Here is a 23,534-nt window from a genome sequence, read left to right on the forward strand (position 1 = left end):
TCATTTGCATTTCAAAAACCATGACGTCAAATAAGTCTTTATTGCTAACTGGTTCGCATTATTAATAGCAAATTTGATTTGGTTTGTAAACAAAAAATGAACAAAAATATGTAATTTTTTAAAAAATAATAAATAAGTATTTATTTTTTAATGAAATATTTTTTTTACGCATCGTAAGTGTTGGTAAACCTTGATTTTTTATCAATTTATCATGATTAATATATTTTTCTTATCGTTGTTTTTAATTCATTTTTAAGAAAATGTTATTAATTCTTCTGCTTATATAATTTTAAAATAAATAATCTCATTTATTTATGTGTAATACAGAGTGTTTAAGTCAGATTTTATTTTGCTGAAACATATACGGTTTTATTATAGGACATTTGTATATTATTTTTATATGAGATTTTACATGTATTCAGTTGGTGCTTGAATCAAAGAATTATGTGAAAAACGATGTGCTAGGTCGAGAACGAGCTTGGGGGAGAGTAGAATTTGAGGAAAGATAAGATGGAGCTGAACAGAAAATTCACAAGATGAAAAATTATTTTTGAACCAAAAAAAAGCCTAAACCGATTAAGTATAGACTTTTTTGACGACAGATTTTTGTCGTGGAATTTGGCGGTGAGAGAGTCCGTCAGGTTTAGTATCTAAATACATGAAATAGTTAAATATAAAATTTCATGTAAGTAAATGTACCGACATTTATACCGACATGTTTAATTTAAGACCTCCGTTTCCTCTAAAGATCTTTTTTTAAAGTCTTTTATCCATTGGGCTAATTTTTGAGTATCTTCTTTGATTACTTCAAAATCTGGTGATTGAGAATGTAATTCAAAAGGCTGTGAGTGTTCAAAGACAGAATAACGAGTCATGAGATCATCAATTAGATCACAGTCTTCGATTCGAATTTTTGCAAGAGTTGGTAGTCTACCTTGTGTTTGTAGAGAACGTCTAAAACGCAAGACAACTTCATTTAGAAGTATATATTCTACACATTTTTCAACTTGAGCCCTGAATTCACTACAATAGTTATATGCTTCTCTCTCAAAGTTTTCCACGTCGCCTGCTTTCACATAATTTTCTAATTTAGGTATTAAAGTAGATAACATCTTATTAAGAGCTGTCGTGGGTTTTTCATTTCTAATCGAGGAATTTGAAACAATACCTGTTTCATGCCTAAAGCGAGTAATGTTTTCTATATGAATATTTACAGTTGGATTCGTATTTAGGCACTTAGCTTTCTCTGTGGCTTTTCTTCCCGCATCTTGTACTAATGCTATTAAAGATAATCGATGAGTAAAAATGATGACTTGTCGTTCTTTTGATAATTCAATTAGTCTCTCAACAACTCTTTCCTCAAATACATGATCTAATGAACAAATAGGATCATCAAAGATAAAAGGTGTATTTTGTCCTGAACCAGTGATATCAGCTAAAAAAGCAGCTAATGCAACCACTCGGGTTTCACCTTCACTTAGAACTTGATGAGTCTGAACATCTTTAACTTTGCCTTGAATAGCCAGGTCGAATAGAATTTTACCTTTCCCTTTGGCTACGCTTATAGGCTTAATTGGTATTCTAGTACCACCTAATTTTTTCAGTTCTTCTTCAAATCTTTGGATATATTTTAATTCGAGCTCATCCACTGCTAGTTCGGTTTTCTTTCGAGTTAAAGCAGTAGTACTGCAAAGTTTGAGTGCTTTATCAAATTCTGCAATAGTAATTAAACGGCTTCTTTCAGCTACTAAAGCACTTTTATTCTGGTATAACCATTGAGAGCTTTTAAGTTCTTTTAGTTTTTGTTCTAAAGCTTTTCTAGAATCATCTTCATTTACAGCAATTAAAGATTGTTCTTCTACTTCTATTGTACTTAATTTTCTTTCGTAAGCCTCAGAAATAACATCCCAGTTAAATACTGTTAATTCATTAATGGAATCTGTCTGAAGCACTGTTTCAATCAATACATTTAATTGTTCAAATAGTTCATCAACTAATTCTTTATTAAGTTTTAATTTTTCTAAATGTAATGTCCATTCACCTTGCGTCAAACATGTTTTTAAAGGTGCTAAGAGTTGATCTTTTGCTCGTTCTGCTAAGTTAGCATCATTTTCCAAACTACTTCGAATAAAATCTTCAAAACCATTAAGGCGAGCTTTGGCTATATCTGTTAAGGGTTGATGACAAAGTACACAATTTGCATGTTCACCTGTGAATGGGAAGTTATGATTAGGGTAGGCGATATGTTCCGAGTATTCTTTTGCTTTATTCCATAAAGAAATCCAAACTTCCTGACCTACTCCTTCTAACTCACTATTAGAAAACACACGGTTTGCTTCTACTACAGCTAATTTTCGCTTATATGTAGCCTGATGCTTAGCTTTCACTATGAATTCTAGCGACTTTATAGAAGTTAATTCCTTGAGCTTATCAATATATTGACCAGTTACTTTTAAGCTACTTTTAGTGGCTTCTATCTCCTTTAAAAGAGAGGGAATATCTTGCTTAGCTAGAGTTGCTTCAATCTGAACCCGTTCTTGGTCATCTGTATCAGTGTAAGTACACTTTGAGTCAATAAATTCAATTGTGGTCTTTGCACTCAGTGAATTGATTAAATCTGATGCACTAGAAGAATAAAGATGTACAGGGAGTTGAGGTAGATGTGAAGTTAAAAGATCTTTTTTACTTTGTAAAATTGAATATACTTTGTCGCATACTTTTATAAGCAAAGATATAAACCTCATTCTCATCGGCTCATAAGTTGCTTCACTCTTGTTCATATAAATTTGAGCAGTTTTATTATCAAAAATATGAACATGTTTTAGATTTTGATCTTCTGAACCGTTAGGAAGCCATGAATAGGTATAAGGGGGTTGATTATTCAGGCACACTTCAACATCTGCTGATATAGGGTGCTGGTTATCTGTAAAAATATTACCTAAAATTTCTTCTTGTGCTTTTGAACCACAAATTTTTTTCAATAATCGGGAATAACTAGATTTTCCTGAACCGTTTGAACCAAAAATTACAGTTAAATTACCTCCACCAAAATCTAATGTAGATCCCATTCTTATAGCATTAACACCTGATATATTGGTGATTTTATTGATTCGGGTTTGTGGTTTAATAGCAGCATTATTTAGTGAGCCCGCACTAATAGTTGTAAATTTTCCAGTTAACTCTTTTGCCTCTTGTTCACAAAGAGCGACGAAAGATTCTAATTCTGAATCATTAGGCATTCTTTTATTGGAAATTAAAAATTCAGCGACACTTTGTAACCATTCTGGTCTTTCACAAATCCATTGTTCAAAACTATCTAACTCTACAGTTGGTTGCCCCATCATGTTCATCTAGTTTCCCCTTCTAAAAATATTTGAATTAAAATAATTTTCATAAATATAGTTGATTTTAAATGTTTTTTATTAAAATTAAGAAGTTGTATTTTCGAAATTTTCATATTCTTTTCACTAGATAAGAATATGAAAAGAATAAAAATGGGGTCTGCTAAAGTTAATATTTTGATGCTAACTTAATTGTATTAATGAGCTGTATAAGTGACATAATAAAATCAAATGCAAAAAAAAGACCTAGAAGTTTAATCTAAGTCTTTTTTTGAATCTTGGCGGTGAGAGAGGGATTCGAACCCTCGATACGCGCAAACGTATACACACTTTCCAGGCGTGCTCCTTAAGCCACTCGGACACCTCACCATATAGGCGGTGGATGATAACGAAAAAACACCACTCTGCCAAGTTGAAACAATTGATTTAAAGAAAAAGTTTTTACTGAGTGCTATGATGGTCGAAAAATACTGTCGAAATTATTGAAGATGACCATATGCAAAGTCATGCAAAAAAAGCCGCCTTACCAGCGATCACTTTAGCGGCCCTAGGGGTTGTGTTTGGAGATATTGGAACAAGCCCTTTATATGCATTACGACAATGTTTTCTCACTGCACACATCGCAATTACAGAATCCACAGTATTGGGTATTTTATCCCTAATATTTTGGTGCATGATGCTCACCATTAGTTTTAAGTACGTTACCGTGATTATGCGTGCCGATAACAATGGCGAAGGCGGCATCATGTCGTTATTGGCACTCAACTTACGTTCAACACGGTTTGCCGATAACAAAAAGATTTACCTCATTGCCCTAGGGTTTATTGGTGCTTCACTCTTTTTTGGTGACGGCATTATTACACCTGCCATTTCTATTCTGTCTGCAATTGAAGGCTTGAGCGTTGCCACGCCCATGTTTAACCAATGGTTACTGCCACTAGCCATTGTGATTTTGACAGGGCTGTTTATCGTACAGCGGCATGGTACAGGGATAATGGGTAAATTCTTTGGTCCATTAACCCTCATTTGGTTTTTATCTATTGGTTTGCTCGGACTATGGAGTGTCATGCAAACGCCATTCGTTTTGGCGATGGTGAGTCCACACTGGGCAATCAGTTTCATCATCCATCAGCCTTATGTGGCGTTTTTAACCATGGGTGCCGTGATCCTGACCATTACAGGTGGTGAAGCGCTCTACGCAGACATGGGGCACTTTGGACGCTTACCGATTAAACTGGCATGGTTTACTGTGGTATTGCCGTGTTTATTACTGAATTATGCAGGGCAAGGTGCACTGTTACTTCGGGATCCAAACGCCTTAGAAAATCCATTTTATCTCCTTATCCCGGAATGGGCGCTTTACCCCATGATTGGATTGGCGACAGCTGCAGCGGTGATTGCATCTCAAGCGGTAATCACTGGGGTATTCTCCATGGTGAATCAAGCGATTCAATTGCGCTATTTGCCTCGATTAACTGTGTTGCACACTTCAGATGTGGAACAAGGTCAGATTTATGTACCGTTTATCAACTGGGTACTTTTTATCTCTGTCGTCATTCTCATCTTGCTGTTCGAAAATAGTGCCAACTTAGCCAGTGCTTATGGTGTCGCTGTGACCATGACCATGCTCTGCGGTACGATTCTTATCTCGATATTGGCTTATGGTGTTTGGCGCTGGCCAATGTGGAAGGTGGCGTTATTTGCCATACCATTACTGCTCATCGACCTTGTCTTTGTTGGTTCAACTTCACTCAAAATTATGGGGGGAGGATGGGTACCAATTCTCATTGGTGCAATGGTATACACCATTTTGATGACGTGGAAAGATGGACGTCAAATCGTACTCAATCGTATGAGTTCCGATGCACTTCCTATGGATTTGTTCATTAAAAGCATCAGTATGGGCGATGAAACTCTCATTGTTCCAGGCAATGCGGTCTTTTTAACAGGGACACCTGATTTAGTACCTCATGCGATGCTACATAATATCAAGCATAACAAGGTCTTACATGAGCGTAATATCATGATTACGGTGATTACCCGTGATGTGCCTTATGTGCCTGATATTGAACGTATTCGTGTGGAACAGTTGGATGAACGATTCTTCCGTATCTTTATGTATTATGGTTTTAAAGATCAGCCGAATGTCCCTGAAGCATTGAAACAAGCTTATGATCAGGCCAATGTAGAATTTGACATGATGCAGATCAGCTTCTTTATTTCTCGGGATCGCTTGGTTCATACCGTTGGCGATGGTATGGCGCCGTGGCGTGAAAAACTATTTATTTCCATGCAACGAAATACCAGCCCTGTGAGTGATTTTTATCAGATACCACCAAACCGTGTGGTGGAGATGGGAAGTCAAATCGAAATTTAGCTTAATTTAAGCGTTCAACATGCTCTAAGTTTACATTTTAAATGATTGATACTAGGGGCTGTTGTCATTTGACAGATGACTACAATGTCCACAGACCCTAGACCCTAAAAAGCCAAGTTATATAACTTGGCTTTTTTATGCATCATATTTTTAAATCAGGCACTTATTGCGCAGGAATTTGACCTGCATCAGGTGCTTCTGACTGAGCATTAGGCTGTTCAACAGGGCTCGAGTTTACATCAGCATTGGCAGCAGGAGCACTCGATGCTGGAGCATTGGTTTGCGGATCAATTGCAGTAGCATCAGCAGGTGCTGTAGTAGATGGTGCTGATGTCGCAACTTGTCCCTGATCAGAAATGACTTTGACCTTGCCGCTTTCAACAAGTTCTTTGATTGAACCCGGTTGACCATTTACGGTAGTGGTAATTTTAGCTTTAGATAGGCTTTCTAAAGTTTCCCCTGGTTGAATAGCAGGCTCTGCAAAAGCAAATACACTCGCTAAAGACAAACTCGTCATAAGCCCCATTTTTAAAATCTGAATATTCATAACAAACTCCTCTTGTTTTTTAAAAGCAAATATTCCAAAGAAAATTCGCAATGAGCAATGAATTGTTTTATACCTTGTCATAATTATTGTTTCAAATTCAATTAAATATACGTAATTTTACAAATTTCCTTTATAAACATTCGTATAAGAACAACAAATTGTTACTTATATTGTAGATAAAATAAGCAGTAATTGTAGAAGCTTTATTCACTTGAAAATTCACCAGATATACTTGCTATGGATAGCTTGTTAAGCTGTGCAAAAATCGGCTGTTCGTGGCTCTTCCGGCACCCCAACATAGTCGAATAAGCTTTAAAATCAGGTGTTATATAATTGAAAAATGTAGTCCTTAAAAGTGTATTGGGTGTGGTTGCTGCAGGTAGTTTTGCTTTTGCATTTGGTGAAGAAAAAATAACCCAATATATTCCTTTTACCAACACAACGATTGATACGACATGTTTAAAGCAATTTTATCGTGACGAACCTCCTGTTATTGTCAAAGAAAGCCTGAAAAAAAATACCTATCCGCTGTGTTTCAATGGTTTTAATGTCATGTATTCTGGCGTGTCCAAAACACCACTTTGGACTGCCGAATATTTGTCCGTGAGTCGGTTAAGCCAAAAAATTAAGCGTGAAGATAGTTTCCATGAGGAACTGCGTGTAGATGCAAGTGATCGAGCAACATTAGCTGACTATAAAGCATCAGGTTATGACCGAGGGCATATGTCCCCAAATGCTGACATGCCAACCAAAGAGTCACAGTTTGATAGTTTCTCTTTAGCCAATATGGTGCCGCAAGCGCCTAAAAATAATCAGCAGGTTTGGCGTGAATTAGAAGAAGCAGTAAGAGCCATCGTCACCAAGCAAAAACAAGACGTTTATGTGGTGACTGGTCCTATTTTTAGTGGAAAAAAACTAAAAACCATTGGTAAAGGAGTGATTGTTCCTACGGCAGTTTTTAAGGCCATCTATTTACCAAGTAAGGGAATTATTGGCGCATATTATGCGCCGAATGACAACTCACTACAGGTCAAAGTAATCAGTGTGTGCCAATTGGAAGAAGAAATTGGCATGAATATTTTTCCTCAGCTGACGACCGATCAAAAGCGAAATACCTATAAATTGCCGCTTAGTTCGACTCAAGTCAAAGCCAATAAAATGATTGAATATGCGCATTGGGATGGGGAAAGTCAGTGTGCTGTAGATGTGTCGGATGAGCAAATTCAAGTTTTACAAAAGCAATTCTCTCAATCAGGGGGAAGTCTGACAAAGGCGACTACAACCAAGACATCGATATCTAAAACCACAGAAAATACAGCGCAAAAGGACCCGCAATCCGATACAGCAGAGCAAATGGCGCAGGACATCCTAGAGAAAATCTTGTCAGCAATTTGGCAGTATTTTGTACAAATGTTGAAATAATGAAATGCTGATAGATGTGCAGTCACATCAAAAATATTATATGTTGTGGGAACAATAAGCAGAATGAATGAGAAATAAGCGATGTTTAAACCTTTTCAAGTGGGTACTGAATCCCATGCTATTCATGATCTGACCATTGAAAATGGCTTAGATCGTATTAATATTTATGGCAATTTACAAATCGGTAAAGATCAGCAAGGGCTCAATGCAGCAAAGACATTGCAAGCATTGCTTAATCAGGTGGTCAGTGCTTTAGAGCATGAGCAGAATTTACCTGAAAAAGTTCAAGTCCAAAATGAGAAAGAGATTGAAAATCCTTTTTTGTAAATTTTAGAGTATTCAGTTAAATGTTAAAAAAGCCTGCTTAAGCAGGCTTTTTTAAACGTTAATTTTTAAGATTTAATGCGGATCGCGTTCGCCTGCAAATCCTTTATAAATAAGTGCCCCAATAACACCACCAATAATTGGTGCAACCCAGAATACCCAAAGTTGGCTTAATGCTTGAGTTTCAGCAAAGAACGCCACCCCAGTACTACGAGCAGGGTTAACTGAAGTATTGGTCACAGGAATACTGATTAAATGAATAAGTGTTAATGCAAGACCAATTGCAATCGGAGCAAAACCAGCAGGCGCACGACGATCAGTCGCACCCATAATAATGATTAAGAAGAATGCGGTTAATACAATTTCAATCAGAATCACCGAGCTTAAGGCATATTTCCCTGGTGATAAATCACCATATCCATTGGTTGCAAAACCACCCGTTCCTGGGAAACCTGCTTGTCCTTGAACAATTAAATAAAGTACGAAAGCTGCAGCAACTGCACCGACAACTTGAGCAACAATATAAGGAATGAGGTCTTTGGCATCAAAACGTCCACCGACCCATAAACCGACACTCACGGCAGGGTTAAAGTGACCACCTGAAATATGACCTAATGCATAAGCAGCTGTTAAAACGGTAAGACCGAATGCCAATGCGACACCAGCAAAGCCGATACCGAGTTCTGGAAATGCTGCAGCCAACACTGCGCTACCACATCCACCAAAAACGAGCCAAAACGTTCCTAAAAATTCTGCTAAATATTTATTCATTGATTTTTTCCTGTTTTGTTTTTCTAAATAGACGACGAGAAAACCCAAGATCGTCACGGTCAGATATTAATTCATTTTTCCTATTTGTGTTTAAAAAATGATGATTGACCTTAGTGTTTTTGTTTCATTGAACGCCATTGTTGTGGCGTTACCCCCATCCACTGTTTAAATGCGCGTTGAAAAGCGCTTTGTTCTGAATAACTTAACAGCAAAGAAATTTCTTGTAAACTAAGATATGGATCTTGTAAATATTCGAGTGCAAGAACCTTTCTGACATTTTGCAGTGTCTGTTGGTAGGTGGTGTTTTGCTGACTTAAGTAACGTTGTAGTTGACGTACAGATAAGTTTAATTGTGATGCAATATATTCAATTTGAAAGTTATTTTTTTGCAGTCCCTTAGAGATACTCTTTCGTAGACGCTCACTCATTTCAAATTGTGAAGGCAATTCATCCAACAAGGTCTGTGCCTGTTGGGTTAACAGATGTTGTAAAATATGATCTGATTGTTTGGTTGCCATATCTAAGGTCTTTATGGGCAATATAATTTGCATACGAGGTTGCGAGCACTTGACCTTACAATCAAAAAAACTTTCATAAATTTTAATATTTTGTGGGTTGTGTCTTAGGTGTACTTCATTGATTGGTATCTCATCAATGGCTAGATGCGTCCGTAAAAAATGAATAAACGTTGCTAATGAAACCTCATCAGACACTGAATTTCCAGAAAATGGCGAGATGTTTGGCCATGTGATACACAGATGAGATGCTGTCGTATTAAATTGAATGGGTTTTCCATCGTATATAAGTCTATGAAAAGATTTGTATTTAATAAAAAATTCAGTCAGGTTTTCACAAGTTAGACTGATGTATCCAATTACGCCTAAATGTTTAGGTTGTACCCATTTTGCGATATCTAGACCTAATCCATCAATGGGGTATTGTTTGTGTATCTCTTTGAGTAATTGATACCAAATCTTTAAATCAAATCTTTCAAGATTTTGAATTTCAATTAATTTTTCTGATACAGACAAGCCTTTTTTCTGACAATATGTATAGAGCAGATGTCCAAATCCGCCATAAATTGAGCCTGTATAACTCTTTAGTTCTTCCATGATGTTTACTTGTTATATTTAGGTTTAAAGATGTAAATAATTAATTTACTTTTACCATAATGTTAAAGTCGCTATCAATAAGATTGTTAAGTTTTTCTAAATTATTTACACATCAAATTAACGGTTTATTACGAGTCATTGGCATGAAAATAATTTTTTTGTCGTAAATAGTCAATAAAATGCTGACGAATTGTCAATATTTTTTAAATCCGTGGCGCTATAGTCATTGTACGGTAATCAAATGTTTGATCTTCCAGGTTTGTTTTATCTTTTGTTGGTTATCGTATTTTCACCAAATACCACGCGCTGTAGGTTTTCTTGGTTTGCGGAGTCTTAGGACTCCGTTTTTTTATTCATTTTTTATTCATAATGCTTAACGATAAAAAAAGAGGCAAAATGCCTCTTTCTTTCTATGCGCTGAATGTTATAGGCGCATTTCAATACCTTGGTCTGCAAGATATTGTTTTGCTTCAGGAATTGTATGCTGTCCAAAATGGAAAATTGATGCAGCGAGCACAGCATCAGCACCACCATGTAAAATACCATCTGCTAAATGTTGTAAACAGCCTACGCCACCAGAGGCAATGGTTGGAATAGTTACACGATCATTAATTTGACGCATTAATGCCAAGTCATAACCCGCTTTGGTACCGTCGGCATCCATTGAAGTTACGAGTAATTCACCTGCACCATACTCAGCCATTTTGACAGACCATTCAATCGCATCAATCCCAGTCGGTTTACGACCACCGTGAGTAAAGATTTCCCATTTATTGTCACCTGTTTTTTTCGCATCAATCGCGACCACAATGCATTGTGCACCGAAACGTTGAGATGCTTCTTGAACAAATTCTGGGTTAAATACCGCAGCAGAGTTGATGCTGACTTTATCTGCACCAGCATTGAGTAATAAACGAATATCCTCAACTTTACGAACACCGCCACCGACAGTTAGTGGAACAAACACACTTTCAGCCATGCGTTCTACGGTTCGATAAGTGGTGTCACGTCCATTTGAGGTCGCTGTGATGTCAAGGAAAGTAATTTCGTCTGCACCTTGTTCGTTATAACGACGTGCAACTTCAACGGGATCACCTGCATCACGAATATCGAGGAACTGAACACCTTTCACCACTCGACCATTATCTACGTCTAGGCAAGGAATAATACGTTTAGCGAGCATAATTTTTTCCAAAAATAACAGCCGATTATGAAACTAAGTGACTCAGGTGCTACACCTACATAGTCGAAGCGGGTATTCTATCAAAATTATGTAAGTTTTTTTGCAGGTTTTATATGTCGGTTTATACCACTTTGACTTTAAAGGAAGTTCAGGATTTTGCAGCACCTTATGGATTAGAGGTGATTGACCTGATTCCCATTCAAGGAGGTATTCAAAATACAAACTATTTTTTAGTGGCTCAAGATGGTTCACAGTTTGTACTTACTATATTTGAAGAAATGGATGAGCAAGGTGCAGGGGAATTGGTGCCTGTTCTTGAACATTTGGGGCAACAAGGTTTAGCTGTTCCTGTTCCATTGAATCATGCAGGTAAAGCCATTCATACGCTAAAGGATAAACCTGCACAAATTGCACCGCGTCTCATGGGGCAACATCCCATGCCATCCAACATTGAACAAGTGAAAGCCATCGCAGTGGCACAAGCCAAAATTCATGTGGCTTTAAAGGATTTTCCACTTGAGCGTGCGGAATATCGTAATCATGATTATTGGTTAAATGTAGCAAAAGGGATTAAACCGACTTTAAATCCTGCCGATACCGTTCTGTTAAATAGTTTGTTGGGCTTATACGATGCATTAACAGTGATGTATCCAAACCGACCTAAAGGTTTTATTCATTCCGATTTGTTCCGTGATAATACGTTGTTTGATGGTGATCAGCTTAACGGTATTTTGGACTTTTATGAGCTGAATAAAGATGAATTGTTGTTTGATATTGCTATTACCATCAATGATTTCTGTACAGAATATCCTGATGTGCATTTGAATGAGGCCAAAGCAACGGCATTTTTAGAATCCTATGAAACAGTTCGTCCGCTGACTTCTGACGAAAAAGCCTGTTTAGAATTATATTTAGCCATGGCAGCAGGGCGTTTCTGGATGATGCGTTTACAAGTGGCGCAAAAAAATGCTGAGCAGGGGCGTACAGGAGATGACATTTTGCAAAAAAATCCTTTAGAAATGCGCAACATGTTGGTTGAACGGTTAAAATTCGTGACTGCTTAAATCTTTAAATTTGATAAAAAAGGACTGAAAATGCGTGATCAGGGGCGATTGGTTGATTGGAATGATGAAAAAGGTTTTGGATTTATACAGCCCAATGATTCCAGTAAAGATCGCGTGTTTTTACATATTAAAAGTTTTGCACGTCCAGGACCACGCCCCATCATCGGTTGTGCTTTAGAATATGTGGTGCAACTCGATGCGCAGGGGCGTTATCGTGCGGTTCAGGTGACCTATTTAAAAGCTTCGCAAGCTAAAGCGAAGCCTTATAAAACTAAGAAAACATCGAATACTCAGCAGAACACGCAAAAATTGCAACCGATTCAAATTGCAGCTGTTATCTATATTTTATTTTTGGCTGTTTTCGTGATCTCAGGTTTGCTCAGCGGATTGGTGGTCTTATTGATCAGCATCATCAATCTCATGACCTATTGGTTCTATGCTCAAGATAAGGAGGCTGCACAAAATGATCAAAGACGCATTCCTGAAAACACATTGCATCTTTTGTCATTCTTGGGTGGTTGGCCAGCAGCAAATTTAGCGCAGCAGAAATTACGACACAAAACACAAAAACAACCGTTCAGAAAAATTTATTTCTGTACCATTGTGTGCAACATCATCCTGATTTTATGGCTGATTTCACCGCTTAATATTTTGAAAGTATGACTTTAAGACAATAAATTTAAAATGAAATGAGACACATATGAACTATTCAATTGACCGTGATCCAAATCGAACATTAACACTCATATTATATGTGCTTTATATCGTTGCTATTTTTTCAGCAGGTATCTTGGCGATCGTAGCGCTATTTATCAACTATCTTAAACGTAATGAGGTACGTGGTTCTATTTTTGAAAGTCACTTCACTTGGCAGATTCGTAGCTTTTGGTGGTATTTGATTTGGAACATCATTGCTTTTGTTCCGTTCTTATTTTTATTTTTCACTGGCGATAACGTCAATGCTTTTGCAGGTGTTGCTTTTGCTGCAACTTTATTCTGTGTAGCGGTGGTGGGTTTATCGTGGGTTTGGATTGTTTACCGTGCCATTAAGGGCATTATTAAGCTGAATGATAACCAGCCGATGTATCACTAAACGTGGTTTTTAGGTCTGATTTTGGGATGCATGATGATCATTGAACATGTGTACTTGAACATAAAACCTGAACAAAGTGCTGCATTTGAAACTGCATTTAAACACGCCAAAGAGGTGATATACCCGATGGAAGGTTTAAATGCAGTTCAACTGATTAAAAAAGTAGATGATCCGCATCGTTATATTTTGATGATTTTCTGGGATTCGATCGAAGATCATCAAATTGGCTTTAGGCAATCTAAAGCTTATCCAGTCTGGAAATCACTCCTGCATCATTTTTATGATCCGATGCCTGAAGTGGAATATTTTGAACCATGTATGCTGTTGGCGAAAAAACCACGTCCAGATTGAGTCATTTTTTCTTTAAAAACTTCGGCCGCCATTCACTCGTCATCACACCCAATACAACCAAGCAGCCACCTAAAATAGCCAATAAAGGCAAACGTTCACCCGCAATTCGACCAAATAAAGCCGCCCACACAGGTTCTCCAGAATAAATAATGGCAGCTTGGGCAGGGTCGACCACTCTTTGCGCCCAATTCATCACCAGTTGGATGACTGCGCTAGCGATGCCTAATCCTATTAGGACAAGTATTAAAGACCAGTGAAATTGTGGAAGCTGATTTTCACCAATGAATGGCGCAATGATGAAACAAAGTAAAGATGCAAAAATGAGTTGGAGCACTGTGACACGTCGAACATTCACCCGTCCAGCAAAGTAGCTAATCAGGATAATTTCCAAAGCAATGGTGATTGAACCGAGTATCGTAATGATCTGCCCAAACTCTAAATGTATGGCTCCAAAACCATTACCTGTTAGAAAGACAAGACCGACAAATGCAAGTAATGCACCTAACCATGTCATGACATGTGGTTTTTTTCGAAAAAGTAAAAATAATAAAATGGGGACCAATGGGACATAAAGGGCGGTTAAAAAAGCGGATTCACTGCTGGTAATGGTTTTTAAACCTATAGTTTGTGTTCCATAGCCCAGTGCGATGACGGTGCCAATACAGAACCCTGCCCAAACTTCTTTTAAGTTAAATTTTTTCAGATATTTCCATGAAATTAAACTGACCGCTATAGCCGCTGCTGCAAATCGAAAAGCGACGAATAAAATAGGGCTTGAGAAATTTAGACCATATTGAACTGTTAAAAAACTACCACCCCAAATGATGGTAATGAGGATAAGTGCGAATTGGGGTAATTTTGAGGTAGAACTATCTGGTGTTGTATTCATTTGGTGTGGAAGATCATCAATCTATTGAAGAAAACAAAAAAAGAGGTCCGAAGACCTCTTTAGGCTTTTAAATCATTACGATTAAAACGCTTGATCATCCCAAAGTGCTTGAGCTTCACGAAGGTTTAATGTGCCTTCATAGATGGCACGACCAGTAATTGCACCTAAAATACCTGGTTGACCTTTTAAGTTGCGCACGTCATCAAGGTTGGTCACACCACCTGAAGCAATCACAGGAAGACCTGAATAAGTCGCTAAATTCACGGTTTGTTCAATGTTTACACCTTGCATCATGCCATCACGTGCAATATCGGTATAAACGATGCTTGAAACACCAGCATCTGCAAAACGTTTTGCCAAATCTGTTGCTTTGACATCAGTGACATTTGCCCAGCCATCTGTTGCAACCATGCCATTCATTGCATCAATACCCACAATGATATGACCAGCAAATTTACGACAAGCTTCTTCAACAAACTCAGGCTCTTTGACTGCTTTAGTGCCAATAATGACAAAGGAAACACCAGCATCTAGATAATGTTCGATGGTTTCCAATGAGCGAATACCACCGCCAATTTGAATTGGAAGTTCAGGTTGTGCTTTTGCAATGGCTTCAACCACAGGCTTATGAATTGGCGTACCTGCGAAAGCGCCATTGAGATCGACCAAATGTAAGCGACGCGCGCCTTCATTTACCCAATGCTGTGCTGTTGCGACTGGGTCGTCAGAAAATACGGTATCGTCTTCCATACGGCCTTGTTTTAAACGAACACATTTGCCATCTTTCAGGTCAATTGCAGGGATGATCAGCATGCTTTCGCTCCTTGCCTAATCTCATTGAATTTGTTGTATGCAATCTTAGCAAAATATTGGCAAATAACTAAGCACCATATTGGGATTTTACAGGATTTGCTGAGATTCCCAGTTCCAAGGCAAGGGTTGAAATATTTTTGGGTATCAATCCTAAGCCCAGTAATTCTTGAAAGATTAATACAGGTGCATATGCATCAGCAGCTGCATAATGGATTTGTTCAGGACTCAATTTCTTCTTCGACCAATTTGACGTGCTTATTTTTTTGTTTTTATGAAAGTCGACTTTAAACAGTAAAGCCATCGCATTGCGGACGCCAATTTGATGCTCAACGCCAAATGATTTAAATGCCTTGGCTAGATCAACAACGCCACTGAGTTCTAGTCCTTTTTTACGAAATAAATGGGCATCATTTTTAAGTCCAAAGCCTACTTTGAGTTGTTTTGGATTGGCTAAAATTGGCGCTAAAAATTGTAGTATTTCAGGGCTGACTTGAAATAAGTAGGCTTTATCAAGGGTCGCAAGTTGTATTAAGTGCGGACCTGTCGAAATTTCACCTTTAGTAAATGTGGGTTTCGATTCTGTGTCGAAGCCAAATAACACGGCATGTTTAAATTCGTCGGTCAAATTTTGACATTGTTCTATGCTTTTAATCAGGATAATGTTTTCAGGCGGTAAACTTTGAAATGTTGGATATCTCACATGATTTTCTATCGTGGGTTGTCTAGATTTTGAAGGATCCACAAGTCAGCTTTCATACAAAAATAAGAGTTAATGTTATATCAATAAATGATGAGATGATGGTAGTTTTAATTCAATGCGCAAATTTTGGGAGAAATGAATGAGTCAAGATGATGATTTACTCAGTGAAGGGGCAAAAAGGATCAAGCAAATTCTAAAGGATAAAAATATCAAACCAACAGATATTGTAAATGCGCTTGGTGTATCCAAAGATACCGTTTCTAAATGGGTGCAAGGTTCTGCGACGCCTAATGCACAGAGTTTGGTCGACTTGGCACGTCTTTTAGGTGTCACTGAAAGATGGATAGCTGAAAGTAAAGATCCTAAAAAAACAGAGCCTGTGAAGTCTGAAAAAGAAGATGTTTCTCTGAAAGATGCTAGTCCAGATCAACTCATTGCTGAACTAAAGGCTCGTTACGCGGCATTGAATTTAAAAGCTGAAATCAAAGTGACTGTTGAGCCTATAGAGGGTGGGTTTGTGCTTAAAGAATAATTAATCATCAGGATTTAAAATGCCAATTATCATACGTGCTGTAGAGTTTGTTATTTATTCATTGACCTATTTAGCTTACACGGCTGCATTTTTATGCTTTATTACCTCAAGTCTGGGGCAACTTATATATGCCTATGTCAAACGAGAATTTCCAGGCTTAAGCCCGCAAGAGAGTGAGAAGTTGGTATCTGATATAGAGCTGAGTCAAGTCAGTTTTGATAAGGTTAAAATCGTTCTAGATTTTTTGGAAAGCGCAGTGCCTAGTAATATCTGGATGATCTTTTTTTTATTGTTTGCATTTTTAATATTTTTTTTCTTGACCATAATTTTTAAAAATAAAAAATTGGGGCGCTATGATCCCAGAGTTTTTATCATTATGGCATTTGGCTCGATTGCATCGGGTGTCAGCTCTCTGGTTTTATTGATTAATTCATTACTGATTGTGGCGTATCTCTACATAAAGTGGTGCACTGTAATTGATCTGCCGATATTGGATTATATGCTGATATCGATGATTTTCGCATATACACTTCTGGCTTATGGTGTACTCAATATCGAAAAGCAATTGTCTTATGATTTTACGAAAAATTTAAAATAAAGTGGGATTGTCGACATTTCACGGATGGTTGCGACAACAAACGATACAAGGCATGTCTTGCGCATTTGAGTGATTCTAAAAAAGCGAAACCTCATATGTTACTCATCATAAATGAATAAAAAAGCCCATCATTAAGATGAGCTTTAGAAGCACATATTCAAACGATGCAATTAGGTTATTCTTTAATCGTTGTCGATTGAGAGTTTAGAATATAACTTTGATAAGACGGGATAAGCATGGCAGCAATAACACCGAACACAACAAGAAGAATATAAATCCACCCCAAGACTTTTTCCCAACCACGTGTTACACGGCGAGGTCCAAATTGATTTGCAGCGGCATCACCTTTAGCAAATAAAAGATAGAGTGCAAAAAATAAATTGACCAAGGGTACGAGAATAAGTAAAGACAACCAACCTGAGTGGTTGCGGTCGTGTAAGCGGCGTATGATGAATACAAAATTGAAATAAATAATTAATAAGTAGACTGCAACAAAAATGATCACCGCAGGAATAGGATAGCTAGAAACATCTTCGAGTCTGAAATTGTCAGCTTGAAAACTGTCACTAAAGAAGCTCATGAGTGAGCCTAAAATGATGGCACCAATAATGCTACTTAAAAACATCCATGCCAAATAAGACAGGCGACCAAAGCGTCCTGAAGGACTGAATGCATTGTCTTGGGATAAATTAGATTGATTCATTGTTATATAGACCTCATTAAGGGCTGAGTTTATGGTTTTGAATTATTTATTTGGGCGATACTATCAATTTAATGAAATTTAATATAGCGCTATAGCGTTGTTATTCGTTCCCATTTGTCGCAATAAAAAACCCACCGAAGTGGGTTTTGATTTATATAAGGTTGAAATATATAAATTTAAATATCCCATTCCACGAAGTTTTTCAGCAGCTGTAAACCAGCCGTATGACTTTTTTCTGGATGGAATTGGGTCGCAAATAAGTTTTCTTTATGAATTGCGGTGCAGAAATCAAGTCCATAATTACAGGTTGCAGCAACGAGATCATCTTGTTTCGGCTCTACATAGAAACTATGTACAAAGTAGAAACGTGCATCTTGTTCAATGTCTTTCCACATCGGATGACTTGAATCTGCTTGATGAACCTGATTCCAACCCATGTGTGGAACTTTTAAACCTTCTACATCTGGGAAGCGTTTCACCACACCGTCAAAAATACCCAGTGCATCTGCACCGCCATTTTCTTCAGAATGTTGCATGAGTGCTTGCATACCGACACAAATTGCAAGTACAGGTTTGTTGAAGACTGCACGACGCACGACTTCATCAATACCAGCTTCATGCATTCCTTGCATACAATCACGCATTGCGCCTACGCCAGGGAATACAATTTTATCTGCTTGAGCAATGAGTTTGGGGGCATTGGTCACATCAACAGTAGCTCCGACATGCTCTAAAGCTTTGGCTGCTGAGTGTAGATTTCCCATGCCATAGTCAAGAAGGGCAATACGTGTCATTACAAACTACCTTTAGTTGAAGCAATGGTTCCCGCTGCACGTGGGTCAAGTTCACATGCCATACGTAGTGCACGTGCGAATGCTTTAAATGTACACTCAATTTGGTGGTGGCTATTTTTGCCTTTGAGATTATCAATGTGTAATGTCATCAACGCATGATTGACAAAACCTTGGAAAAACTCAGAGAACAAATCGACGTCAAAAGTCCCAATACGCGCACGGGTAAATGGAATATCCATAAATAAACCTGGACGACCAGAAATATCGACCACGACACGTGACAATGCTTCGTCTAATGGTGCATAAAAATGACCGTAGCGTCGAATTCCTTTCTTGTCACCCAAGGCTTGTGCAAAAGCTTGTCCAAGCGTGATACCGCAGTCTTCTACAGTGTGGTGATCATCGATCTCTAAATCGCCATCACAATGAATATCGATATCAAATAAGCCATGACGCTTGATTTGATCAATCATATGATCTAAAAATGGAACACCAGTATTGAGGGTGCCTTGCCCCGTACCATCAAGATTCACACGAACTCGAATTTTGGTTTCGTTGGTGTTTCTTACCACTTCACTGATACGTTGCGTCATAGACACGTTCCTCAAAAACGTTAAAAATGATGAATGTAAATATTTCGCTGTGACGAAAGTGACAGCATATTAGATTGCTCAGGAGGGTTAATCAATGCCTATTACCGTACATGCTATAACTTCCTTGGAAAATGATGAAGTTCGCGAACAGCTTGAGCGTTTGTATGACACCAGTCCAGAATTTGGCGATGGCGAAGATGCCATGACACAACTTGAGCAGAATCTTCACCAGTATACAATACTTTACACCGCAGAATTTAATACAAAAATAATAGGTGCGATCTGGTGTACGGGTCAAGGTGATCGCAAGACCTTAGAATATGTGGTGGTGCATCCTGCTAACCGAGGGCGTGGCGTTGCAGAGCGTTTGGTGGAGGAAGTTTGTCGTATGGAGGAAGCGCACGGTGTTAAAGAATTTGAACCTGGCTGTGGTGCGATTCACCGTTGTTTAACGGCTATTGAAAAAATTTAAGCACATTCAGACGCATTTCACCTGTTTTGAATGTATTTAAAGTAAGTGCTGAGTGGTGATATTGAGTGTGTATCAAGTTCAATGTTGCTTAAATACACATCAAAAAAACTAGATTTGCTGTAAAAGTAGGCACTTGCTAGTTTTTAATGAAAAAGGCTCTTGACGCGCTTGTGTTGAAATTGTTTAATACGCGACATCGGCGTGATAGCTCAGTAGGTAGAGCAACGGATTGAAAATCCGTGTGTCCCCAGTTCGATCCTGGGTCTCGCCACCATATTCAAAATCTGATTTAAGATTTCAATCTCTGATCCCATCAGAGATTTTTTTTGCTTGAAATTTACCCAAACAAATAAAAAAGTCATGATTTTTATTGACTATTGAACACAGTTACGGCTTAATACACCGCATCGGCGTGATAGCTCAGTAGGTAGAGCAACGGATTGAAAATCCGTGTGTCCCCAGTTCGATCCTGGGTCTCGCCACCATATTTAAAAAACCCCAAACTTTAAGTTTGGGGTTTTTTTATGCCAAATGATCTAATAAGTCTTTGAAAAGCATGGTCATGCATATTTTGTCCTACACGATCTTTTCTGAAAATACTGAAAACAGTGTAAAGTGAAGTCATATAACAACTATAAGAATAGAGCAATGAAGGACTTATTCTCAGAGCAGAGCCATATTTATCAACAGGCAAGACCGAGTTATCCGCATGCTGTGATTGCAGAAATACTCAAACATGTACCACACAAACAATTTGCGTGGGATTGTGGAGCAGGTTTAGGTCAATTTACGCAATTATTATCTCCTTATTTTGAACAGATCGTTGCCACAGATTTAAGTGCCCAACAGCTAAAACAAGCCCATTATTTGGAAAATGTCAGTTATCAAATTCAACATGCTGAAAAAACGTCATTCCATGATCAAACTTTTGACCTCGTTACTGTAGCGCAAGCCATTCATTGGTTTGATTTCGATGCTTTTTATGCAGAGGTTCAACGTACGCTCAAACCAGATGGGGTATTGGCTGTGATTGGTTATGGTCTTATTCAGATTCAAGATGTCGCAGTGAATCGTTTATTGCAGTCGCTTTATTATGAAACCTTAAAGGGTTATTGGGATGCAGAAAGAAAATATATAGATGAGGGGTATGCGACTATTCCATTTCCATTTGATGAACTGCATGTACCTCGATTAAAAATGCATTATCAGTGGAGCGTAGATCAGTTTTTGAATTACTTATCGACGTGGTCTGCTTTAAAAAAGTATAAAAAGGAAAATCAACAAGATCCTTTAAAAAAATTGGCTGAGTTTTTTCAAGAGCATGGCTATAAGCATGCTTTGTTGAATGTTGAGTTCCCAATATTTTTAAGAATTGGACGCTTGAAATCAAGTCAGATGAAAAAGAATGCTAAACGTCCATCAATCATGCGATATTCTTTTAAATCATAGTTTTATGAATGTATTTCAATAATATGTTCAATTTTGGATGTCGCGCTTGTGAGGAATTTTAATCACGAATCAGTCGTTTGCCTAAACAAATGACATCAACTTCTTCATAGCCAAGCTGCTCATAGAAGTTTTGGACGTCAATATTTTCTTTACGTATGAGTAGTTGTAATTTTGGACATCCCAATGCAATCAAGCGCTTTTCCAAGTGTTGAATCAAGGCTGTTGCAACACCATTGCGTTGATAATGTGGATGAACGGCTAAATAATTTACCCAGCCCCGATGTCCATCATAGCCCCCCATTAATGTGGCAATCAGTTGTTCATCTTTGACGGCAACTAAAAATAAACCATCTTTTTGCGCAGCTTTTCTAAAGATATCAATTTCAGGACTATTCCAAGGACGTGTTAAATCACACAGCTCCCACAGCGCAATTATTTCTTCTAAATCTGAATCTACATAAGGGCGAATGATAAACATAAGGATTCAATAGATGTTTAGTCGATAATTTCAGAGTAAACTATTTTTGATGTTTTTTTAATCTAAAAATGATGAATAATGAAAATTATTTAACTGTAATGGACTTGCGATATGTGACTCAATTGTTTAGAAAATTGATGAAACTGAATAATTAATTTATCTCGAAAATGTGGATAATGACAAAGATGAAACAATAAAATTTATAAAAAGGATAAAGCGCTATGGAAAAAGGCGAATTTGATTATATTGTCATTGGCGGTGGTTCCGCAGGTTGTGTGCTTGCTAGTCGACTTTCAGAAGATCCTCAAGTATCCGTTTGTTTGCTTGAAGCAGGTGGCGGTGGTGATGGGGTGTTGGTCAATGTCCCATGTGCTGCTGTGGTGAGTATTCCGACCAAAATTAATAACTGGGCTTTTGAAACCGTCCCTCAAAATGGCTTAAATGGTCGAAAGGGCTATCAACCCCGTGGAAAATGTTTAGGTGGATCATCTGCGATTAATGCCATGGTGTATATTCGAGGCAATCGTCAAGACTACGATCATTGGGCTTCGTTAGGCAACACAGGATGGTCATATCAAGACGTACTGCCTTATTTTATCAAGTCTGAAAATAACGAACGTATTCACAATGAATATCATGGTAATGATGGTCCATTGTCAGTCATCGATTTACACAGTGATAACCCGCTGCAACAGCGTTATCTGGATGCTGCAAAGGAACAAGGCTATCGTATTTTGGATGACTTCAATAGCGAAGAGCAGGAAGGTCTAGGCGTTTACCAAGTCACACATACGAATGGTGAGCGTTGTAGTGTTGCACGAGGTTATTTATTTCCACACTTGAATCGTTCAAATTTAACCGTCATTACCCATGCATTGACGCAACGTATTTTGATTGAAAACAATAAGGCTGTTGGCGTCGAATACCGTACAGGTAATCAGGTGATACAGCTCCATGCAAAACGAGAGGTGCTACTCAGCGCAGGCGCTATTCAATCCCCACAAATTTTGATGCTCTCAGGCATTGGCGATCAAGCGGAATTGGCAGCACACGGTATTGAAGTAAAAAAACATTTGCCTGGTGTGGGTAAAAACTTTCATGATCATCCTGATTTTATCTTTGCTTATAAGGTCAAAGAGATTGCGGGGACTTTTGGGGTATCTCTGGGAGGATCAGTTGACTTCTTTAAACAATGGCGCCGTTATCAAAAAGAACGCCGTGGTTTGCTCACCACCAATTTTGCTGAATGCGGAGGATTTTTAAAAAGCTCTCCAGAACAGACATTACCCAATTTACAGCTACATTTTGTCGTGGCTCTGGTCGATGATCATGCCCGTAAAATGCATATGGGGCACGGGATTTCCTGTCATGTCTGTTTGCTCAATCCAAAGAGTCGTGGCACGATCAAAATTACAGGATCGAAAATTGATGATCCACTCCTAATTGACCCTAATTTTTATGGTGATGATTGGGATATTGAAGAAATGGTTAAAGGCTTTAAGCTGACACAGCAACTCATGCAGTCTCAATCTTTTAAAGAGATTGTCTCAGAAGATATTTTTACAGCCAAAGTCCAGTCAGATAATGAAATTCGCGAAATTTTGAGGGCTCGCTCAGATACGGTTTATCACCCTGTAGGGAGTTGTAAGATGGGTATAGATAGCATGGCTGTAGTCGATCCAGAACTCCGTGTTGATGGCATTCAGGGCTTACGTGTGGTGGATGCTTCCATCATGCCAACCGTGGTCAATGGCAATACCAACGCACCCGTGGTCATGATTGCAGAGAAGGCGGTCGATATGATCAGGCAAAGTTATCGTCAAAGTGTTTTATCTTCAACATTAGATGCGACTCAAAGCGAACCCGCTTTGCTGAGCTAAGCTTGGTGTTGGTGATTGTATAAAAGCCCTTTAATTCAGATATCGAAA

Annotated in this window: 24 protein-coding genes and 3 tRNA genes; 14 read left to right on the top strand and 13 right to left on the bottom strand. The window is 38.1% G+C overall.

Annotated features, from left to right (window positions below):
• Positions 1-719: 719 nt before the first annotated feature.
• Complete coding sequence (locus G8E00_RS01260) at positions 720-3,350, bottom strand: AAA family ATPase (RefSeq protein ID WP_166221478.1); 2,631 nt, start codon at positions 3,348-3,350, stop codon at positions 720-722.
• 270 nt (positions 3,351-3,620) lie between these two features.
• Positions 3,621-3,710, bottom strand: a tRNA-Ser gene (locus G8E00_RS01265).
• A 127-nt stretch (positions 3,711-3,837) separates the two neighbouring features.
• Between G8E00_RS01265 and G8E00_RS01270 the strand changes: the two genes are divergently transcribed.
• Positions 3,838-5,718: a potassium transporter Kup gene (locus tag G8E00_RS01270; RefSeq protein ID WP_166221480.1), complete on the top strand. Its 1,881-nt coding sequence runs from the start codon at positions 3,838-3,840 to the stop codon at positions 5,716-5,718.
• A gap of 163 nt (positions 5,719-5,881) precedes the next feature.
• On the opposite strand, the gene G8E00_RS16360 is transcribed toward G8E00_RS01270, so the two are convergent.
• On the bottom strand, positions 5,882-6,244 hold the full coding sequence (locus tag G8E00_RS16360; protein WP_406741378.1) for a hypothetical protein: 363 nt from the start codon (positions 6,242-6,244) through the stop codon (positions 5,882-5,884).
• A 354-nt stretch (positions 6,245-6,598) separates the two neighbouring features.
• On the opposite strand from G8E00_RS16360, the gene G8E00_RS01280 reads away from it, so the two are divergent.
• Both G8E00_RS01280 and G8E00_RS01285 read left to right on the top strand, forming a co-directional pair.
• Complete coding sequence (locus G8E00_RS01280; protein WP_166008771.1) at positions 6,599-7,687, top strand: DNA/RNA non-specific endonuclease; 1,089 nt, start codon at positions 6,599-6,601, stop codon at positions 7,685-7,687.
• An 81-nt stretch (positions 7,688-7,768) separates the two neighbouring features.
• Positions 7,769-8,014: a hypothetical protein gene (locus G8E00_RS01285; protein WP_166008770.1), complete on the top strand. Its 246-nt coding sequence runs from the start codon at positions 7,769-7,771 to the stop codon at positions 8,012-8,014.
• A gap of 72 nt (positions 8,015-8,086) precedes the next feature.
• Here G8E00_RS01285 and aqpZ read toward each other — a convergent pair whose 3' ends face one another.
• The 3 genes from aqpZ to hisF form a co-directional block, all read right to left on the bottom strand.
• Positions 8,087-8,782: an aquaporin Z gene (gene aqpZ, locus G8E00_RS01290; protein ID WP_166008769.1), complete on the bottom strand. Its 696-nt coding sequence runs from the start codon at positions 8,780-8,782 to the stop codon at positions 8,087-8,089.
• 110 nt (positions 8,783-8,892) lie between these two features.
• Positions 8,893-9,894 carry a helix-turn-helix domain-containing protein gene (locus G8E00_RS01295; RefSeq protein WP_166221482.1) on the bottom strand — a complete coding sequence of 334 codons (1,002 nt, stop codon included), beginning with the start codon at positions 9,892-9,894 and terminating at the stop codon, positions 8,893-8,895.
• Positions 9,895-10,318: 424 nt separating this feature from the next.
• Entirely contained in the window at positions 10,319-11,077 is a 759-nt protein-coding gene (gene hisF, locus G8E00_RS01300; protein WP_166008767.1) for an imidazole glycerol phosphate synthase subunit HisF, read from the bottom strand.
• A gap of 113 nt (positions 11,078-11,190) precedes the next feature.
• On the opposite strand from hisF, the gene G8E00_RS01305 reads away from it, so the two are divergent.
• From G8E00_RS01305 to G8E00_RS01320, 4 genes are read left to right on the top strand one after another with little or no spacing between them, the layout of a single operon-like run.
• Positions 11,191-12,141: a homoserine kinase gene (locus tag G8E00_RS01305; protein WP_166221484.1), complete on the top strand. Its 951-nt coding sequence runs from the start codon at positions 11,191-11,193 to the stop codon at positions 12,139-12,141.
• Between the two features lie 30 nt (positions 12,142-12,171).
• Positions 12,172-12,804 (top strand): DUF1294 domain-containing protein, encoded by a 633-nt coding sequence (locus G8E00_RS01310; protein WP_166221486.1) that lies wholly within the window; start codon positions 12,172-12,174, stop codon positions 12,802-12,804.
• Between the two features lie 37 nt (positions 12,805-12,841).
• Positions 12,842-13,234: a DUF4870 family protein gene (locus G8E00_RS01315; RefSeq protein WP_166008764.1), complete on the top strand. Its 393-nt coding sequence runs from the start codon at positions 12,842-12,844 to the stop codon at positions 13,232-13,234.
• 33 nt (positions 13,235-13,267) lie between these two features.
• Positions 13,268-13,585, top strand: a complete 318-nt coding sequence (locus tag G8E00_RS01320) for an antibiotic biosynthesis monooxygenase family protein (protein ID WP_166008763.1) — start codon at positions 13,268-13,270, stop codon at positions 13,583-13,585.
• 1 nt (position 13,586) lies between these two features.
• On the opposite strand, the gene G8E00_RS01325 is transcribed toward G8E00_RS01320, so the two are convergent.
• The 3 genes from G8E00_RS01325 to G8E00_RS01335 all read right to left on the bottom strand — a co-directional run bounded on the left by G8E00_RS01325 (position 13,587) and on the right by G8E00_RS01335 (position 16,029).
• Positions 13,587-14,474 (bottom strand): DMT family transporter, encoded by an 888-nt coding sequence (locus G8E00_RS01325; RefSeq protein WP_166008762.1) that lies wholly within the window; start codon positions 14,472-14,474, stop codon positions 13,587-13,589.
• 81 nt (positions 14,475-14,555) lie between these two features.
• A complete protein-coding gene (gene hisA, locus G8E00_RS01330; protein ID WP_166008761.1) occupies positions 14,556-15,287 on the bottom strand; it encodes a 1-(5-phosphoribosyl)-5-[(5-phosphoribosylamino)methylideneamino]imidazole-4-carboxamide isomerase in 732 nt (243 codons plus the stop codon).
• A 67-nt stretch (positions 15,288-15,354) separates the two neighbouring features.
• Positions 15,355-16,029: a 3'-5' exonuclease gene (locus G8E00_RS01335; RefSeq protein ID WP_166221488.1), complete on the bottom strand. Its 675-nt coding sequence runs from the start codon at positions 16,027-16,029 to the stop codon at positions 15,355-15,357.
• A gap of 97 nt (positions 16,030-16,126) precedes the next feature.
• Here G8E00_RS01335 and G8E00_RS01340 point away from each other — a divergent pair, with 97 nt between their 5' ends.
• Positions 16,127-16,519: a helix-turn-helix domain-containing protein gene (locus G8E00_RS01340; protein ID WP_166008759.1), complete on the top strand. Its 393-nt coding sequence runs from the start codon at positions 16,127-16,129 to the stop codon at positions 16,517-16,519.
• A 61-nt stretch (positions 16,520-16,580) separates the two neighbouring features.
• Complete coding sequence (locus G8E00_RS01345) at positions 16,581-17,117, top strand: hypothetical protein (RefSeq protein WP_227591382.1); 537 nt, start codon at positions 16,581-16,583, stop codon at positions 17,115-17,117.
• A gap of 175 nt (positions 17,118-17,292) precedes the next feature.
• On the opposite strand, the gene G8E00_RS01350 is transcribed toward G8E00_RS01345, so the two are convergent.
• The 3 genes from G8E00_RS01350 to hisB form a co-directional block, all read right to left on the bottom strand.
• Positions 17,293-17,820 carry a DUF805 domain-containing protein gene (locus G8E00_RS01350; protein ID WP_166221492.1) on the bottom strand — a complete coding sequence of 176 codons (528 nt, stop codon included), beginning with the start codon at positions 17,818-17,820 and terminating at the stop codon, positions 17,293-17,295.
• Between the two features lie 176 nt (positions 17,821-17,996).
• The gene (gene hisH / locus G8E00_RS01355) at positions 17,997-18,614 is read right to left on the bottom strand and encodes an imidazole glycerol phosphate synthase subunit HisH (RefSeq protein WP_166221494.1); all 618 of its coding nucleotides are present in this window, start codon (positions 18,612-18,614) and stop codon (positions 17,997-17,999) included.
• Positions 18,614-19,207, bottom strand: coding sequence for an imidazoleglycerol-phosphate dehydratase HisB (hisB, locus tag G8E00_RS01360; protein ID WP_166008755.1), 594 nt, complete (start codon positions 19,205-19,207; stop codon positions 18,614-18,616). Before hisB ends, hisH begins: the two co-directional genes overlap by 1 nt.
• A 94-nt stretch (positions 19,208-19,301) precedes the next feature.
• Here hisB and G8E00_RS01365 point away from each other — a divergent pair, with 94 nt between their 5' ends.
• From G8E00_RS01365 to G8E00_RS01380, 4 genes are all read left to right on the top strand, one after another.
• The gene (locus G8E00_RS01365; RefSeq protein ID WP_166008754.1) at positions 19,302-19,679 is read left to right on the top strand and encodes a GNAT family N-acetyltransferase; all 378 of its coding nucleotides are present in this window, start codon (positions 19,302-19,304) and stop codon (positions 19,677-19,679) included.
• 198 nt (positions 19,680-19,877) lie between these two features.
• Positions 19,878-19,953, top strand: a tRNA-Phe gene (locus tag G8E00_RS01370).
• Positions 19,954-20,088: 135 nt separating this feature from the next.
• A tRNA-Phe gene (locus G8E00_RS01375) sits at positions 20,089-20,164 on the top strand.
• 163 nt (positions 20,165-20,327) lie between these two features.
• The gene (locus tag G8E00_RS01380; RefSeq protein ID WP_166221496.1) at positions 20,328-21,128 is read left to right on the top strand and encodes a class I SAM-dependent methyltransferase; all 801 of its coding nucleotides are present in this window, start codon (positions 20,328-20,330) and stop codon (positions 21,126-21,128) included.
• Positions 21,129-21,186: 58 nt separating this feature from the next.
• On the opposite strand, the gene G8E00_RS01385 is transcribed toward G8E00_RS01380, so the two are convergent.
• Positions 21,187-21,606: a GNAT family acetyltransferase gene (locus tag G8E00_RS01385; RefSeq protein ID WP_166221498.1), complete on the bottom strand. Its 420-nt coding sequence runs from the start codon at positions 21,604-21,606 to the stop codon at positions 21,187-21,189.
• Between the two features lie 221 nt (positions 21,607-21,827).
• On the opposite strand from G8E00_RS01385, the gene G8E00_RS01390 reads away from it, so the two are divergent.
• The gene (locus G8E00_RS01390) at positions 21,828-23,486 is read left to right on the top strand and encodes a GMC family oxidoreductase (RefSeq protein WP_166221500.1); all 1,659 of its coding nucleotides are present in this window, start codon (positions 21,828-21,830) and stop codon (positions 23,484-23,486) included.
• Positions 23,487-23,534: the final 48 nt, after the last annotated feature.

The organism is Acinetobacter shaoyimingii (assembly GCF_011578045.1).
Taxonomy (GTDB): domain Bacteria; phylum Pseudomonadota; class Gammaproteobacteria; order Pseudomonadales; family Moraxellaceae; genus Acinetobacter; species Acinetobacter shaoyimingii.